Source organism: Acinetobacter sp. GD03645 (genome assembly GCF_029845285.1).
Lineage (GTDB): Bacteria > Pseudomonadota > Gammaproteobacteria > Pseudomonadales > Moraxellaceae > Acinetobacter > Acinetobacter corruptisaponis.
This window is the reverse complement of sequence record NZ_JAOCLL010000006.1, coordinates 99,255-114,492: the sequence shown is the minus strand read 5'-3', so window position 1 is coordinate 114,492 and position 15,238 is coordinate 99,255. Positions and strand designations below refer to the sequence as shown.

At 37.9% G+C, this 15,238-nt stretch carries 17 protein-coding genes and 2 tRNA genes; 14 read left to right on the top strand and 5 right to left on the bottom strand.

The genetic code is table 11. From position 1 onward, the window contains the following. Positions 1 to 4 precede the first annotated feature (4 nt). From mnmA to purB, 3 genes are all read left to right on the top strand, one after another. Positions 5 to 1,138 carry a tRNA 2-thiouridine(34) synthase MnmA gene (gene mnmA, locus N5J47_RS06505; RefSeq protein WP_279960652.1) on the top strand — a complete coding sequence of 378 codons (1,134 nt, stop codon included), beginning with the start codon at positions 5 to 7 and terminating at the stop codon, positions 1,136 to 1,138. Positions 1,139 to 1,171: 33 nt separating this feature from the next. After that, positions 1,172 to 1,903, top strand: a complete 732-nt coding sequence (hflD, locus tag N5J47_RS06500) for a high frequency lysogenization protein HflD (protein WP_267979080.1) — start codon at positions 1,172 to 1,174, stop codon at positions 1,901 to 1,903. An 85-nt stretch (positions 1,904 to 1,988) separates the two neighbouring features. Next, positions 1,989 to 3,377: an adenylosuccinate lyase gene (gene purB, locus N5J47_RS06495; protein ID WP_279960651.1), complete on the top strand. Its 1,389-nt coding sequence runs from the start codon at positions 1,989 to 1,991 to the stop codon at positions 3,375 to 3,377. A 111-nt stretch (positions 3,378 to 3,488) separates the two neighbouring features. Here the strand turns inward: purB and N5J47_RS06490 are convergent, their stop codons facing one another. The 3 genes from N5J47_RS06490 to N5J47_RS06480 all read right to left on the bottom strand — a co-directional run bounded on the left by N5J47_RS06490 (position 3,489) and on the right by N5J47_RS06480 (position 5,148). Next, the gene (locus tag N5J47_RS06490) at positions 3,489 to 4,658 is read right to left on the bottom strand and encodes a crosslink repair DNA glycosylase YcaQ family protein (RefSeq protein WP_279960650.1); all 1,170 of its coding nucleotides are present in this window, start codon (positions 4,656 to 4,658) and stop codon (positions 3,489 to 3,491) included. A gap of 264 nt (positions 4,659 to 4,922) precedes the next feature. Further along, positions 4,923 to 4,996: transfer RNA gene (locus N5J47_RS06485), tRNA-Trp, on the bottom strand. 67 nt (positions 4,997 to 5,063) lie between these two features. Beyond that, positions 5,064 to 5,148, bottom strand: a tRNA-Leu gene (locus tag N5J47_RS06480). A 544-nt stretch (positions 5,149 to 5,692) separates the two neighbouring features. Here N5J47_RS06480 and gspG point away from each other — a divergent pair. The 11 genes from gspG to N5J47_RS06425 are packed head-to-tail and all read left to right on the top strand — an operon-like array spanning position 5,693 to position 13,811. Then, complete coding sequence (gspG, locus tag N5J47_RS06475) at positions 5,693 to 6,106, top strand: type II secretion system major pseudopilin GspG (protein WP_279960649.1); 414 nt, start codon at positions 5,693 to 5,695, stop codon at positions 6,104 to 6,106. Beyond that, positions 6,107 to 7,156, top strand: coding sequence for a type II secretion system F family protein (locus N5J47_RS06470; protein ID WP_279960648.1), 1,050 nt, complete (start codon positions 6,107 to 6,109; stop codon positions 7,154 to 7,156). Beyond that, a complete protein-coding gene (locus tag N5J47_RS06465; protein WP_279960647.1) occupies positions 7,153 to 8,730 on the top strand; it encodes a GspE/PulE family protein in 1,578 nt (525 codons plus the stop codon). Before N5J47_RS06470 ends, N5J47_RS06465 begins: the two co-directional genes overlap by 4 nt. Then, entirely contained in the window at positions 8,714 to 9,283 is a 570-nt protein-coding gene (locus N5J47_RS06460; protein WP_279960646.1) for a hypothetical protein, read from the top strand. The genes N5J47_RS06465 and N5J47_RS06460 overlap by 17 nt, the downstream gene beginning before the upstream one ends. Continuing rightward, entirely contained in the window at positions 9,280 to 9,756 is a 477-nt protein-coding gene (locus N5J47_RS06455; protein WP_279960645.1) for a hypothetical protein, read from the top strand. The genes N5J47_RS06460 and N5J47_RS06455 overlap by 4 nt, the downstream gene beginning before the upstream one ends. After that, entirely contained in the window at positions 9,753 to 10,235 is a 483-nt protein-coding gene (locus N5J47_RS06450) for a hypothetical protein (RefSeq protein WP_279960644.1), read from the top strand. The genes N5J47_RS06455 and N5J47_RS06450 overlap by 4 nt, the downstream gene beginning before the upstream one ends. Continuing rightward, a complete protein-coding gene (locus tag N5J47_RS06445) occupies positions 10,232 to 10,726 on the top strand; it encodes a hypothetical protein (RefSeq protein WP_279960643.1) in 495 nt (164 codons plus the stop codon). Before N5J47_RS06450 ends, N5J47_RS06445 begins: the two co-directional genes overlap by 4 nt. Then, positions 10,727 to 12,526, top strand: a complete 1,800-nt coding sequence (locus N5J47_RS06440) for a secretin and TonB N-terminal domain-containing protein (protein WP_279962405.1) — start codon at positions 10,727 to 10,729, stop codon at positions 12,524 to 12,526. Positions 12,527 to 12,528: 2 nt separating this feature from the next. Beyond that, entirely contained in the window at positions 12,529 to 13,002 is a 474-nt protein-coding gene (locus tag N5J47_RS06435) for a type II secretion system protein (RefSeq protein ID WP_279960641.1), read from the top strand. Continuing rightward, complete coding sequence (locus N5J47_RS06430; RefSeq protein ID WP_279960640.1) at positions 12,989 to 13,375, top strand: prepilin-type N-terminal cleavage/methylation domain-containing protein; 387 nt, start codon at positions 12,989 to 12,991, stop codon at positions 13,373 to 13,375. The genes N5J47_RS06435 and N5J47_RS06430 overlap by 14 nt, the downstream gene beginning before the upstream one ends. Beyond that, complete coding sequence (locus tag N5J47_RS06425) at positions 13,350 to 13,811, top strand: hypothetical protein (RefSeq protein WP_279960639.1); 462 nt, start codon at positions 13,350 to 13,352, stop codon at positions 13,809 to 13,811. The genes N5J47_RS06430 and N5J47_RS06425 overlap by 26 nt, the downstream gene beginning before the upstream one ends. Before the next feature lie 36 nt (positions 13,812 to 13,847). Here N5J47_RS06425 and N5J47_RS06420 read toward each other — a convergent pair whose 3' ends face one another. Continuing rightward, complete coding sequence (locus N5J47_RS06420) at positions 13,848 to 14,081, bottom strand: hypothetical protein (protein WP_279960638.1); 234 nt, start codon at positions 14,079 to 14,081, stop codon at positions 13,848 to 13,850. A 301-nt stretch (positions 14,082 to 14,382) separates the two neighbouring features. Continuing rightward, positions 14,383 to 15,228, bottom strand: a complete 846-nt coding sequence (locus N5J47_RS06415; RefSeq protein WP_279960637.1) for a hypothetical protein — start codon at positions 15,226 to 15,228, stop codon at positions 14,383 to 14,385. Positions 15,229 to 15,238: the final 10 nt, after the last annotated feature.

The window sequence follows — 15,238 nt, the reverse complement described above, 5'->3', positions numbered from 1 at the left end:
TTAGATGCAACAACGTGTCATCGTCGGTATGTCTGGTGGTGTAGACTCCTCTGTTTCTGCCGCACTGTTACTTCAACAAGGATATCAGGTTGAAGGTCTTTTCATGAAAAACTGGGAAGAAGATGATGGTACGGAGTATTGCACAGCACTTGAAGACCTGGCGGATGCGCAAGCCGTTGCCGATAAAATTGGTATTAAACTGCACACAGCCAACTTTGCGATGGAATACTGGGATCGAGTATTTGAGCATTTTCTGGCAGAGTATGCAGCAGGTCGTACGCCCAATCCTGATATTCTCTGCAACAAAGAAATCAAGTTCCGCGCTTTCCTCGATCATGCCATGACTTTGGGTGCAGACTTTATTGCAACAGGTCACTATGCACGTCGTGGTACGAGTACACAAAACTCTCGTGGTGAAACCTACGCACCATTGTTACGTGGTGTCGATAACAACAAAGACCAAACCTATTTCCTCCATGCCGTTCATGGTCGTGAAATCAACAAAACCTTATTCCCTGTCGGTGAAATTGAAAAGCCACAGGTGCGTAAAATTGCAGAAGAGCTTGATTTAGCGACGGCGAAGAAAAAGGATTCCACAGGTATCTGTTTTATCGGTGAACGCCGTTTTAGTGATTTCTTAAAACAGTATCTTCCTGCTCAGGCTGGAAAAATTGTTCTGGACAATGGCAAACAAGTTGGTGAACATCACGGCTTAATGTACTATACGCTCGGTCAACGTGGTGGCATTGGTATTGGTGGTATGAAAGGTGCACAAGAAGGGGCATGGTTCGTATTGCATAAGGATATTGCCAATAACCGACTGGTGATTGGCCAGGGACATGATCACCCACTCATGCAAAGCACACAGCTCTGGAGTGAGTCAATTGACTGGGTTGCTGGTGAACAGGACATCCCAGCCACTGGTTTCCGATGCACGGCAAAAACCCGTTATCGCCAGCCTGATCAAGCGTGTACAATTTATCGTGATGAACACACAGAAAATGGCATTCGGGTTGAGTTCGACCAACCACAACGTGCCGTGACTCCTGGACAAAGCGTGGTGTTCTATTCGGGTGAGGTCTGTTTAGGTGGTGGAGTGATTCACCACACCAATGCACCGCAACCAGATTTTATTTAAGCTGATTTTATTTAAACCGATTGGAAGCAAAGCATGGTGGAGTTACCCTTTCAGCACACTCAGGCGTTGAATGTTCGACAAAACCGTGCTTTGGCATTGGCTGCGGTATTTCAGGCAACCCAGCTAACGCATATGACGGCGATGGCAGGTCAGCAAAGTATTGGTGAAAGTGGTAATTTTTATTTCGAGTTATTGATCAAGGCCAGCCTAAACATCCGTCCTGCCACCAATAATGCGACCCAAACCCTGGATTTTTTTAACCAGCTTGCGGACATTTCACTGGGTTTAAAAACATTAGAGGGTTGCATTACCCAGCCTTTTAATACCGCACCTAAATCACGCGTTCCTAAAATTGCCACTGCAAAGCTACCCATGTCTTATGCCATGGCCCTGTTACAACTGGAAAAGAAAGTCTATGGCAATCCTGAATATGTCAAGATTATCGAAACAGCCCAACAAAAGATCCTAAAACAGTTATCCTTTTTCGATAACAACTATTTGCACCCGAGTATCATCGCCAATCTGGCACAAACCTATGTTGAAACGGCGGGCCAGATCAATCCACGCATTCTGGTGCGTGGCAATGCCGAAGCATTTAAAGACATCAATCATACCAATCGTATTCGAGCCTGCCTGTTTACAGGTTTACAGCTTGCCCATTTATGGCGGCAACTTGGTGGTAGCTCGTGGAGTATGATCTTTAGTAAACGTAAGTTGCTACAAGATATTCAAGCTCTCGCTCGTTTGCAGTATCAGGTAGTATAGATGCCGCAACGAATTTATTTTTATACCGTTTTACAACCTCTCTAAATCTCTCCTGCAAGGAGAGAGTTAAAATTAAGGAATCTGTATGAATGCTTTAACCGCACTCTCACCACTTGATGGACGTTATGCGAGCAAATGCGATGCACTACGCCCTTTTTTGTCTGAGTTTGGTTTAATCCACGCTCGTGTCACTGTTGAAGTGCGTTGGTTACAAGCACTTGCCAATCGTGCAGAAATCATCGAAGTTCCAGCGTTTTCAGCCGAAACCAATGCAGCTCTGGATGCCATCGTTGCAAACTTTTCTGAAGATGATGCAAACCGTATCAAAGAGATCGAACGCACCACCAACCACGATGTAAAAGCAGTTGAATATTTCCTTAAAGAGAAAATTGCTAACATTGATGAATTACAAAATGCAGGCGAATTTATTCACTTTGCCTGCACATCTGAAGACATCAATAACTTGTCTCACGCATTGATGCTTAAAAATGGTCGTGAAGTTCTCATTGCAAGTATGAAACAAATCCTTAACGCGATCTCTGCTTTGGCAACAACGCATGCTGAACAGCCAATGTTGTCCCGCACACACGGTCAAACTGCTAGCCCAACCACGTTGGGTAAAGAGATGGCAAACGTTGCCTATCGTTTGGCACGCCAAATCAAGCAGTTTGAAAATGTGGAATTACTAGGCAAAATCAATGGTGCGGTTGGCAACTACAATGCTCATCTTTCTGCTTATCCAGAAATTGATTGGGCCGCACATGCGCAGGCTTTTGTTGAGTCTTTAGGTTTGGCATTTAACCCGTACACCACACAAATCGAGCCACATGACTATATGGCGGAATTGTTTGATGCCTTACGCCGTTACAACACCATCTTGATCGACTTTAACCGTGATGTTTGGGGTTATATCTCACTGGGTTACTTCAAACAAAAATTGAAAGATGGTGAAGTGGGTTCTTCAACCATGCCGCACAAAGTCAACCCAATTGATTTTGAAAACTCTGAAGGTAACTTGGGTATTGCCAATGCGGTATTGGGCCACCTCGGTGAAAAACTTCCAATTTCTCGCTGGCAGCGTGACTTAACTGACTCAACTGTATTACGTAATATGGGTGTTGGTTTTGCACAAAGCCTGATTGCTTTTGATGCCTGCTTAAAAGGTATTGGTAAACTTGAATTGAATGCTGCACGTTTAAATGAAGATTTAGATCAGGCACAGGAAGTTCTTGCAGAACCAATCCAAACCGTGATGCGCCGTTATAACGTTGAAAAGCCTTACGAAAAACTAAAAGCATTGACTCGTGGTCAAGCCATGACCCGTGACATGATGGTGAACTTTGTGAATGGTGATGAACTCACACAGGTTCCAGCAGATGAGCGTGCGCGCCTAGCTGAGCTTAGCCCTGCAACATATACAGGAAATGCGGCTGAGCAAGCAAAACAAATCAATGACTTGATCAGCAAAATCTAAGTTTTATTCAGCTCCAAAAAAGCAAGGCTTCGGCTTTGCTTTTTTATGCGCCAACATTTTAATTTTTATATTTTTAATTGATAATTTTGAAAAAAATAAATCATCAATCTGTTAATTTAACATACTCAAAAATTGCAAATCACGCTTTTTAGTTTCAATGATAGAACATTTATTAAATACCGTAAATTCCTGTATTGCTGTATTTAAAGCCTCAATGAATGCATCCTTATTTTGCATGGCTTCATTCTCTAAATGCAAACTCAGAATCTCCAGCCGCTGCTCAGCACGATGTACCTTACAGTCAATTCGGCCAACAAAATGATCCATATAGAGTAAAGGCAAACAAAAATAGCCATATACACGCTTGGGTGCGGACACATAACACTCAATTCGATAGTCAAAACCAAATAAACAGCTCAAGCGGTCACGATGAATAACAAGATTATCAAAAGGAGAAAGAATCCTAACGATTGGCTCTACACATGAAGCTTGCTCTAGTACATCCGTTGTAGCATATATTGTTTGTCCATCGGGCATTTTTAAGCTTTGCACAACATTCAAATCAATTTGATCGTTCAATATTCGATGCATCACCTCTCGCAATTCTTTTCCATTCCGCAAATGCACCAATTGCTTCCATGTGAATACACCATGAGTTCTCAATGTCGTATCAAATAAATACTGCGCAAATTCACGCGTACTGGGTGGCGTTAAGTCAATATTGGATGGCAGACAACGCTCTGCAAGATCATAGACTTTCTCCATGCCATTCCGTTCACACACCATTAAGTCGCCCTGCATAAACAGTTGCTCAATGGCTCGACGGCTTGGACCAGCATTCCACCAACCTGCTGTGTTTTTCTTATTTCCGCTTCCCACATCTCTTAGTTTAATCTGCCCCTCAGCTTTAACCCGAGCCAAAATTTCATTCATCAGATGAGCATCACCCCTAGAAAAATAGCGACTCTCTCCATTTCTTACGGCTGTCATAAATGGAATTGCATAGCGATAGTCACGCATTGGAAGATAGGAAGCTGCATGTGCCCAGTGCTCAAAAATATGCTTCTCCCGAACAAGATAGTTCAAATGCTCTAAATCATAATCAGGAACACGATTCCACAACACATGGTGGTGCGCGCGCTCTACAACCGATATTGTGTCAATCTGCACATAGCCCAAATGCTCAATCGCTTTTCGAGTTCCAGCCAGGCCTCTACCAAATGTATCAGGCTTTCCCAAGCCCTGATTGATCAAGGCCAAACGCCTGAGCAAAGATGTCATAAAACGATCCTATTTATATTTTCATTATGGTCAAAAGACCTATATGTCGTTATTGTCATGAACATATTACACAGACAACTATACCAAAAGTGGCACTTTATTTATTTTATTTGGCACATATAACAGATTAGATTGTGTAGTAATTAAACCATCAATAGAGGGTCAATATTAGCTGAATACACGTAGACCATTTCAAAAGAAAAGTCATCTGAAAAGATGAACATAAAAAAGCCCTTGCAAAAAACAAGGGCTTTTTTAAATATTTGGCAGAGGATCAAGGACTCGAACCTTGACGAACGGTTTTGGAGACCGTCATGCTACCATTACACCAATCCTCTATAACAGCATGATCAAATCATAACGACTTAACCATAAAAAAAGCAAGTTATCCTTGCTTTTTAAATTTGGTGGGGGCGAAGAGACTCGAACTCTTACACCTTGCGGCGCTGGAACCTAAATCCAGTGCGTCTACCAATTTCGCCACGCCCCCGATGGATGTGTATATTAGAGATAAACGTTTCTGATGACAAGCCCTTTTTATAAAAAAACCATGCATCTGAAACTTAATGCTTTTTTAATATACAGATAAAAAATTATGACAATAAAAAAGATGGCTGACTGATAGGAAACTTTGGCTGCTTTAAAGCTTAGGGTATAGATAGATATACATTATTAGCTCTTAAGGTGAATGCTATCAATGATAGCTATCAAACGTATATATTTCAATCAACTAGTAAAGATACTATGGTGATGTTGATCTAAAATAAAAGCGGGTAATGACGAGATATCATTTCCATTCCACATCTTAGGATGAATGGCTGATGACTAGGTCAATTTTCGTACTTTACATAAATTAAAATGGATTTTAATACTGTTAATATACATATATAAAAAGCAGTATTTAATTATATTAAATAAAAATAATTAATTGTTAAATATTGATTAATGATTAATTTAAATAATTCCTAATAGTATTTATTCTTCTGTAACTTTTTGCTAACATTCGCCCGATACACTTTAAATATATGAAAAATATGAGAAAGAATAATTCGGGGTTTACGCTTTTAGAATTGTTAATTGTTGTTGTGATTATAGGATTATTGGCTGGAATTGTCGGTCCAAAGCTATTTAAAAACATCAATAAATCTGAAGTGACAACCGCCAAAGCTCAAGTTGATACTTTTGTGAAAGCCCTAGATAACTTTAGGATTGATACAGGTCGTTATCCTAGCACTGAAGAGGGTTTATCTGCCCTACTAAATGCTCCAAATAATTTACAGGGCTGGAATGGTCCTTATTTAAAGAAAAGTATTCCTGCTGATCCTTGGGGAACCCAATATCAATATGCTGCTCCTGGTCAACATAATGATGACTATGATGTCTTTTCATTTGGTAAAGATAAAAAATTAGGTGGTGAGAACGACAATACAGATATTGGTAACTGGTAAATGAAAAGCCATGCTGTCTTTAAGGGTCTGTCTTATAAACCAAATTTTAATCTCACTGTTTTTCTATACGAGTTCAAAACCTTATTAGAGTCTGGATTAAGTATTGTAGAAACTGTAGATGTACTCTTGGAACGAGGGCAAATTTACCATGATGTTTTACAACCTATCTATAATCATCTTAGAACGGGTAAAACCTTGTCTCAAAGTATGGCCTATCAATCAGCTTACTTTCCAGACCTGTGTATTGCAATTATTAAATCTAATGAAAAAACAGGAAGTTTGGTGATTGGCATAGAGCGTTATTTAGCTTATACAGAAAATATCGACAAGATCAAAACCAAGCTTATCAATTCATCCATCTATCCATTTACGGTCTTGGTGATTGGTGTCATCATTTTCCTATTTCTTTTACTTTATTTAATTCCAAAATTTTCACTGATCTATAGCGATTTAGATTTAAAGCTGCCTTTTTTTTCTAACCTATTAATTCAATCAGGTTACTATATTGCCCAGTATCAAGCTTATATTATTGGCTTGATTATTATTTTGTTTGCAACTACTTTCTATTATAGAAAAAATATCATTCAGATTAGTCTAACCAGTCTGATCAAAATTAAGGTTTTTTCCTACTATTATAATATTGTCATTTTTACCAGATTTTATCGTGGTTTAAGCCTGATGCTTGAGGGAGGATACCCTCTTATCTATGCCCTGCAAAACTGTAAAGATATCCTAGATCAAAACCAAAAAAATAAGATCCAGTTTATTGAGCAAGGATTAAAACAAGGTAAGAAGTTGAGTGATCTATTGGAAAAATACCAACTCACTACTCCAATTGCCAATCGTCTAATTAGAAGTGGCGAAAGTAATGGCAATATCAGTCGAATGCTGGAAAAAACAGCTGATTTTCATGATGCTGAGATTTCAAGATTTATTGAAAAACTTTCAAAAGTCATTGAACCACTTTTAATGATCGTGATTGGTAGTGCTATTGGTTTTATTGTCATCCTGCTCTATCTCCCAATTTTCGACATGGTTGGCTCATTATGAACAGTCAAATCGTTTTAAATACACTTAAAAATAAAGCCTTAAATCATGAAAATTGGTTAGAGCAAGTTTCATCTGAGCAAGTGACTCAGTTGATTACACAACTGGAAAGTTTATATAAAATTCCTTATTGGGATATGGATATTCAACTGAATATTTCTGATCATTCAATCAGCTATCAGGAGATGTTTCGCTATAACATACTTCTTGCCAAACATCATGAGCAGGATGTATTGATTCTTCCCTCTCCGTGGCATTTTAACTTGTCCTCACTTTTAAAAAATGAGATTCAGAATACTCATATTTATTTTTCAAATCCTGAGTTTATCAAGCAACATTTACAGCAAATACAAAGCTTTTCCAACAATGCTTTAGATCAAGAACACGCTCACCAAAGTGATACTGCAAATAGTGAACACGTTGAGGTGATCTCTCTCAATAGTATTGCCAATGCAACCAATGAAGTCATCCAAACGGTGAATGCTGCGCTATATGATGCTTATATTAAAAAAGCCAGTGACATTCATTTTGAAAATATCTCAGGTGGGTTAGTGATTCGCTACCGACTAGATGGCATTTTAATTAAGGTCAAGCACATCTATCAAACTGAACTTGCTCAACAAATCGTTTCAAGAATTAAAGTATTGGCTGAGCTTGATATTGGTGAACGTCGTATTCCCCAAGATGGACGTTTTACTATTAGTTTAGAACATAAACTTCTGGATTTTCGTGTCTCAATTATTCCTGGAATCTTTGGTGAGGATGCTGTTCTACGGATTTTGGATAAGGATGGAATTTTAAAACAAGGGCAAAAACTTCTATTATCTGATTTGGGTTATAACCAGCAGTATCGAGAAAAACTACATCAAATTGCCAGTCAACCTTATGGCATGGTACTGATGACAGGTCCAACAGGATCGGGAAAAACAACAACTGTATATGCACTGATTAATGAAACTCTTAAACCCTATGAAAAACTAATCACCATTGAAGACCCTGTTGAATACGCACTAGATAATGTCTTACAAGTACCCATCAATGCCAAAAAAGGCTTAACTTTTGCTAAGGGGCTGCGTTCAATCCTACGTCATGACCCCGATAAAATTCTTGTCGGTGAAATTCGGGATAAGGAAACAGGCGAAATTGCCATTCAAGCCGCATTGACTGGACATCTGGTTTTTACCACCGTGCATGCCAATAATGTATTTGATGTGGTTGGACGATTCCAGCATATGGAAATTGATCAGTTTAATTTTGTCAGCGCATTGAATGGCATCATTGCACAACGTTTAATTCGCATATTGTGTTCCCACTGTAAGAAGCAACAACAAGATCACTACATTGCTTCAGGCTGTAAAGCGTGTAATCAAACAGGTTATAAAGGTCGAAAAGCCATTGCAGAAATTTTGGTGCTGGATGATGTACTCAAAGACATGATTATTCATCGGGCATCTTTAGCAGAAATGAAGCAAAAAGCGTTGCAATATGGGATTAGCTCCATGCGTGAACAGGCATTGGAAATGGTAGCAAAGGGTGAAACTTCATTGGAGGAGGTCAACCGTGTTACCTTTCAATAAAGCCAAGCCTCGATACTATATTACCCAACAGCAGTTATATCTGATTACAACAACTCAGCTAAAACCTTTAGGGCAGCTTTCAGAACTACTTTCAAATACGGAATTGGCTGAACCGAGTCTTATTTTATTAGGAGCTGACTGTTATGAGATTTTTATTAACTCAGCAGAACAGGTTTATTCCACAGAGCAGTTTGTAAAACAGAACCAACATAATTTTATACTGCACTTTCCGCATCTTGAAATCGAAAATTATCAGCTTTTCTTTGATCAGCCTCAATTTAATCAGCCTTACTTAGGTATAGCCATTGAAAAATACTGGTTGGAGTCATTCAAACAATATCTGAATCAACGTAAATTTTTCAATACTGATATTCAGCCGCTTGCGACTTATCTTTTTAAAAATAACCTAAAGCAAGAGCAGATTTTTTCCTGTTTGGAACCATCAATAGAAACCACATTTATTCAAGTGAATGACGTACTCGATATGATTATTCGTAAGCCTCAATTAGAGGTTACAGCGTTAGCACTTAAAACATGGATGGACATAAAATGAGTTTTACCATTTATGACCACAAACGTTTTAAGCATCCTATCCGATATTGTCTGTTACTTGTATTGGTGATGATTTCTGTATCCATATTATTCACCGTATGGGAGAAACAGCAACAATTTAATACTCAACAAGAAAGCCAAATGACCTTGCAAACGCAATTAGAGAAGCTGAATAAACAAGCCAAAGAAACACCACAAGATTTAGTTTCAACCAATCATAGCGAAATTTTGCCAATAATTGAGCAACTGAATCAATATCCTCGAGACACTATTCTATTAAAAAAATTGGACTATAAAAAAAGTCTAAATCAATTTGAGATTTCAGGGGAAGCCAGTTCAATTGAAGATTTAGGTCTATTTAAAGAATATTTATCAAATACTCAACTCATTCAAAAAACTGAAATACTTTCCACCTCAACCTTGACTGAAAGTAAAACCTATCAAGTTGCATTTTCTTTAAAAGGTACACTATGAATCATCAAAAAATAAAATGGATCATATGCCAATCTATTGATCAACTCACCAAAATTGATCTGATCATTGCCTTTTTGGGTTTATTTTCAGTCTTTAGTTACCTACTAGTATTGCCCCAATATGAGCAAAATCTGGATGCAATCACAGCAGAAAATGCAGAACTACAGCGTGAAGTAAAAAGGAATATTAAACAGCAAGATATTCAGAATATTGCAAGCAAAACTCTAACAGGTACCCCACTTATCGAGATTTCAAAATCTTATCAATATGCGAATGCTCAAGTTCTAGATGCAAAATACGATCCACAGAATCAACAAGTTCAGCTACAACTCCAAGGTGAAATTAGCAATTTGATTGATACAACCAATCATTTAAAACAGTATCAAAATATCCAGTTGTTGAGCCTAAGCCTTGTACAGGATGATTTAAAGAAACAGCCTAATTTGAATATCATTTGGCAAGTGCAGGAACAGACATGATCAGACAATTTATTTTCATTTCTGCACTCACCATGACACTGGCTTTAACAGCAGCCTCATGGTTAATTCCCGAACCCTATCAAAAGATAGAAGTGACAGAAAATGAGGATGTTCGTACCCCATTAACGTTTCATTCTATGAAATTGCAGCAGAATGAAACGCCTAGTGCTGAAATATTCCAGCAATTTTTAGTGGTCAATGAGGTTCCGAAAAAAACGGCTCCTCCTGCAATAATGCCAATAGTTAAACCGATTGTACAAGCACCAGTCATTCAAGCTCCGCCACCCGTCATTCCACCTAATTTCCAATATATAGGTCAAATGGTTGACCCTAATGGACTCAAGCGGATATTTCTATCCAGCGATGACGAAACTTATGTGGTTAAAACAGGCGATATATTGGGGAATCGCTGGAAAATTGATGCTATTCAAAATGACCAAATCACAATTCTTGATTTGACCAACCAACAATTTTTTGTGCTTTATATTTAAATGATGATGAAAAAATATTATTTATTCGCAACTTTGTTCTGGGGAACACTCACCTACTCTGCTTTTGCCTTTGCAAATGAAGAGGTAGCAACTTCACAGTCATTACTTGATAAAAAGATTTCCCTTAATTTTAGGGAAGCCAATGTCAGACAGGTCATGGATGTAGTGTCTCAAACAGCAGGAATTAACTTTATCTTTGACAGTGATGTGGGGACTGATCTTAAAACCACGATTTATGCCAGCAATGCCAAAATCTCCGAAACGCTGGATCTAATTTTGAAGACCAATAAGCTTCGTTATAAGTTCGTAAATCAGAATACTTATTTGATTTTTAATGATACAGCAGATAAAACGCAACAGTATGAAGACTTGCAAATCAAAACCTTTGTCTTAAAAGCAGGTGATCCCAAAAAGACACAGGATGTTTTAAAGACCATTTTAAATCCAAAGTTTATTTATATTGATGATAAAAATCGCCTAATTACCTTACGTGATCGTTCTGAGATTCTACAAGCCGCAGAAAAGCTGATTCAGGTCTATGATCAACCAGATCCAGAAGTGGTTTTAGAAGTTAAGGTCTTTGAAGTGAGTAATGAGATTTTAAATAATTTAGGAATTGCCATTCCAAATAAAGTTTCATTATCGCCTGTCGGTTTATCAGCGCAATCTTCAAGTGTGGTCTTAAACGATTTGCTAAATCTATCTAGAGATCGTATCTCTGTTGGTGGTATTTCTCCTTTGGTCACCTTAAATTTGCAAGATACCAACGGTCAAGTCAACCTACTCGCTCGCCCCTCTTTACGAGTTAAAAATCTGGAAAAAGCTAAAATTGTGGTGGGTGATAAAGTCCCTGTGATTACTTCAACCATGAATCAGGTGTCTAGTTCGGTCACTGAATCTGTCAGTTATTTAGATGTCGGTTTAACCCTCGAAGTCCAGCCCGAAATTCAGATCAATGATGAAGTCGGGATTAAAGTTTCTTTAGAAGTCAGCAATATTGTCAAAGAAATCAGAACCAATACAGGATTACTGACCTATCAAATTGGTACACGAAATGCCAATACTGTACTTCAACTGAAAGATGGTGAAACTGAGGTTTTAGCTGGTTTGATTCGAGAACAGGAACGTAAGAGTGCAACCAATATTCCATTCTTAGGCAGACTTCCTATATTAGGACATTTATTTTCTAGTCGCTCTAAAGACAAAAGTCGCTCAGAAATCTTATTATCCATTACGCCTAAAATCATTCGTCGTAATACCGAACGATTAAACTATACCGATGCCTTTGATTCAGGAACTCACAACTATATTAGTTTAAGCAATAACCAAAACTCACTCGCAAAGTTTAAAGGTGAAGTTTCGGGTTCATCCTCAAATAATACACCGCCATCTGCTTATATTCCTGTGCCGCCACCTCAAGCAGCAGCACAGCCTCAAACTATCTCAGAAAATATGATCAATTTGAGTGTACCTGAACAGATTATCAGTACTGATCCCTTAAATGTACTGGTAGAAGCTCAATCCATTGCCAAGGATTCAAAAGTACTGATCAAGTTTGATCGGCATGCCTTTAATTTATCTGATGTTCGACTCATGACAAAAGCCAGTCAATCCGTCACTTACAATACCACTTTAGAGGGCATTGAAATTTTGGTAAATGACGACCTCAAGCAACAGTCGCTCGCTTTATTAACCTTACAGCCCTTGCCTGGCTATAAAGGTAAAGGCGAAATTACTTTAGCCAGTTCACATGATCAATTTGGTCATCGCTCTGATCGTAAGACAGTGGAAGTAAAATAATCATGCTCGCAAGGATTCGGGGCTTTACTCTGGTTGAAATGTTAGTAACACTCACCCTCATTTCAATCATTGCCTCTATGGCTTTTCCACTGATTCAATTGGATCAAAAACGTCGCCAAGAACGTGAATTAAAAGATGCACTGATACAAATACGCACTGCTTTAGATAACTATAAACAGGCTGTTGATGAGGGAAGAATTTATATGTCTGCGGATAGTTCAGGTTATCCCAAAACCTTAACTGATTTGGTCGAGGGTGTTCCAGATTTAAAGGACATTAAAGGACGAAAAATCTATTTTTTAAGACGTATTCCTACTGACCCTTTTGTACCTGATCAGACCAGTGAAGCAGAATCATGGGCATTAAGGAGTTATGCCAGCCCTGCTGATGCACCTGAAGCTGGAGATGACGTGTATGACATTCGCTCCAAAAGTAAAAGAACTGCTTTGGATGGAACTCGTTATGACACATGGTAAGTTTAAAATCCAACGGGGTTTTACCTTAGTTGAACTTTTGGTCGTGCTGGTTATTATTGCATCATTATTAAGCGTAGTTTTACCTAGATATATTAAGAGCTTAGACAAGGCAGAAGAATCTGCGCTTAAAAGCGATTTAGCCACCATTCGGATTTCGATTGATCGGTTTTATTCTGATAAAGGACGTTATCCTAAAACCCTAGATGAGCTTGTGTCAGAAAAATATATTCGACATATTCCAGTTGATCCGATGACCAAACAAGCAAATTGGCAGCCTATTTATATCAATATGGATGGTGAACAGGTGGTCTATGACATAAAAAGTAATGCCAAGGGAGTATCCATAGATGGTAGCAATTACCAAACTTGGTAAATCCCAACAAACAGGCATGACCTATGTTTTTTTCTTATGGTTTATTTTGATTTATGGAATTTTACTCGGTAGCTATATTGAAATTACATCGACTCAATCAAAACGGTTGAAAGAACAAGATTTTATTTATACAGCTCAACTTTATATCAAAGCACTAGAGCGCTATTATAAAGATCATCAAGCTTTGCCTAAAGACATCAAACTACTTTTATGTGATGGTCAGACTTATCCTTGTAAACGCTATCTCCGCCAGTTGTATAAAGACCCGCTGACTCATCAATCTTTTATTTATATTTATGATGAACAGAAACAAGTTATTGGTGTGAAAACTCGTGCTAAAGGCGAAGTTATTAATGCAAGATTACGAGAGAATTATCAAGTAAATAATTATTGGAACTTAGAGTTTAAAATTATAATTCCTCATACTATAAACTAGTTTACTCTCACACAAAAATTTAACTTGAAATTATGTCTAAAGCTGCATTTTGGCTGCTGCCAACTGGTCAAATAAACCGTCCATCACTGCTTGGCGTTGTTCAATCAGTTTGGCGGTTTGTTCCTGACGTTCAATAATGCTACTGGCGACTTTCTTGGCTTTAAACTGCTTTGCTTCCTGTCGAATGTCTGCAACGGCTTTGGCTGTTTCCTGAGCAATGTTTTGGAATAAATCTATTAAAAAACTTTCAAATAGATTTCTTATATTCATATTAGCAATCATTTTCTTATTTTCATTAAATTCTATCTTAAAATTTTTTGAGTTCCACTGTATGAACAGTGGAACTCAGTATTAAATTAAAAGAATTTACCTAGTTTAAGAGAGGAGAAATGTAAATATCTCATCAAAAATAGGATATATCATCAAATGTAAATAACATAACCCTATTGGAATAATCAGTATGAATCTATATCTTTTTTTTATTATAAAGAATAAAAAAAGTGATATTAGGCCAAAAATAGAAGCTAATAAGTTTATATTTAAGTCAAACATGTTTTTGCGTCATATCCCGTTAGTGGCCCCACCCCTCTCTAGTCAAACCAAATACAAGACTAAATAATCCCAATATACCAGCTCCTACACTAACCCCTGCTATTCCAAATAACGCTCCCCCAACTAATCCTGCTGATAATCCTACAGCAAAACACTGCCAAGAAAAATCTCCATGATAAAGAGCTAAAGTAAGTCCTATAAATAAAGTAATCACTGCAACCATAATTAATAAAATTGCAAGCATTGCCAATAATAATCCTACTGTAGTAAGTGGAACAATAAGGGAAGTACCCAATAAACCCGTTATTCCTATTATTCCACTACCTAAACCAAACCCCATTAACCATGATCCATCCATCCCCCCACTAATCATATAAGCACCAGAACCTGTATTCGGATCAGTAATGATATAACCACTCCCTGTCCACCCATGAAAGTTGATACTTTTTTCACTAGTGGTGACTACTTTTCCTGCTGCAACTGCATTACGTATATCTGTAATCACCTGACTTTCATGGCTAAGTTGTGGAAGAATCGTATTGATATTGGATTTATCAATTTGATAAATTTTCTGTCCCTGATCATTCGCTAATTTAAGAATCTTAGAAGCACTGACACCTTCTACATTCTTTTTTGTACTATCTGGATCATTAAAAAACATTTCTGGTACTAAATTTTCATTTAAGCTTTGGCGTGGTCCTTGTTGTTGAGTAAAAGCCAATAAGTTGGATTGCTTATTATCCTTATCTACAAGCGTTGCACCAATACGGTCAATGTCCATGACCATACCTGCAAATTTTGCAGTTCTTAGCACGCCCCAACTATATACTCCTTGCAAACTCGTTGAGAATGTTCCAAAACTCATAAAAATTTAA

Coding starts and splice junctions, on each gene's coding strand:
- mnmA (WP_279960652.1), top strand. CDS start 5: ATGCAACAACGTGTCATCGTCGGTATGTCTGGTGGTGTAGACTCCTCT.
- hflD (WP_267979080.1), top strand. CDS start 1,172: ATGGTGGAGTTACCCTTTCAGCACACTCAGGCGTTGAATGTTCGACAA.
- purB (WP_279960651.1), top strand. CDS start 1,989: ATGAATGCTTTAACCGCACTCTCACCACTTGATGGACGTTATGCGAGC.
- N5J47_RS06490 (WP_279960650.1), bottom strand. CDS start 4,658: ATGACATCTTTGCTCAGGCGTTTGGCCTTGATCAATCAGGGCTTGGGA.
- gspG (WP_279960649.1), top strand. CDS start 5,693: ATGAGAAAGAATAATTCGGGGTTTACGCTTTTAGAATTGTTAATTGTT.
- N5J47_RS06470 (WP_279960648.1), top strand. CDS start 6,107: ATGAAAAGCCATGCTGTCTTTAAGGGTCTGTCTTATAAACCAAATTTT.
- N5J47_RS06465 (WP_279960647.1), top strand. CDS start 7,153: ATGAACAGTCAAATCGTTTTAAATACACTTAAAAATAAAGCCTTAAAT.
- N5J47_RS06455 (WP_279960645.1), top strand. CDS start 9,280: ATGAGTTTTACCATTTATGACCACAAACGTTTTAAGCATCCTATCCGA.
- N5J47_RS06450 (WP_279960644.1), top strand. CDS start 9,753: ATGAATCATCAAAAAATAAAATGGATCATATGCCAATCTATTGATCAA.
- N5J47_RS06445 (WP_279960643.1), top strand. CDS start 10,232: ATGATCAGACAATTTATTTTCATTTCTGCACTCACCATGACACTGGCT.
- N5J47_RS06440 (WP_279962405.1), top strand. CDS start 10,727: ATGATGATGAAAAAATATTATTTATTCGCAACTTTGTTCTGGGGAACA.
- N5J47_RS06435 (WP_279960641.1), top strand. CDS start 12,529: ATGCTCGCAAGGATTCGGGGCTTTACTCTGGTTGAAATGTTAGTAACA.
- N5J47_RS06430 (WP_279960640.1), top strand. CDS start 12,989: ATGACACATGGTAAGTTTAAAATCCAACGGGGTTTTACCTTAGTTGAA.
- N5J47_RS06425 (WP_279960639.1), top strand. CDS start 13,350: ATGGTAGCAATTACCAAACTTGGTAAATCCCAACAAACAGGCATGACC.
- N5J47_RS06420 (WP_279960638.1), bottom strand. CDS start 14,081: ATGAATATAAGAAATCTATTTGAAAGTTTTTTAATAGATTTATTCCAA.
- N5J47_RS06415 (WP_279960637.1), bottom strand. CDS start 15,228: ATGAGTTTTGGAACATTCTCAACGAGTTTGCAAGGAGTATATAGTTGG.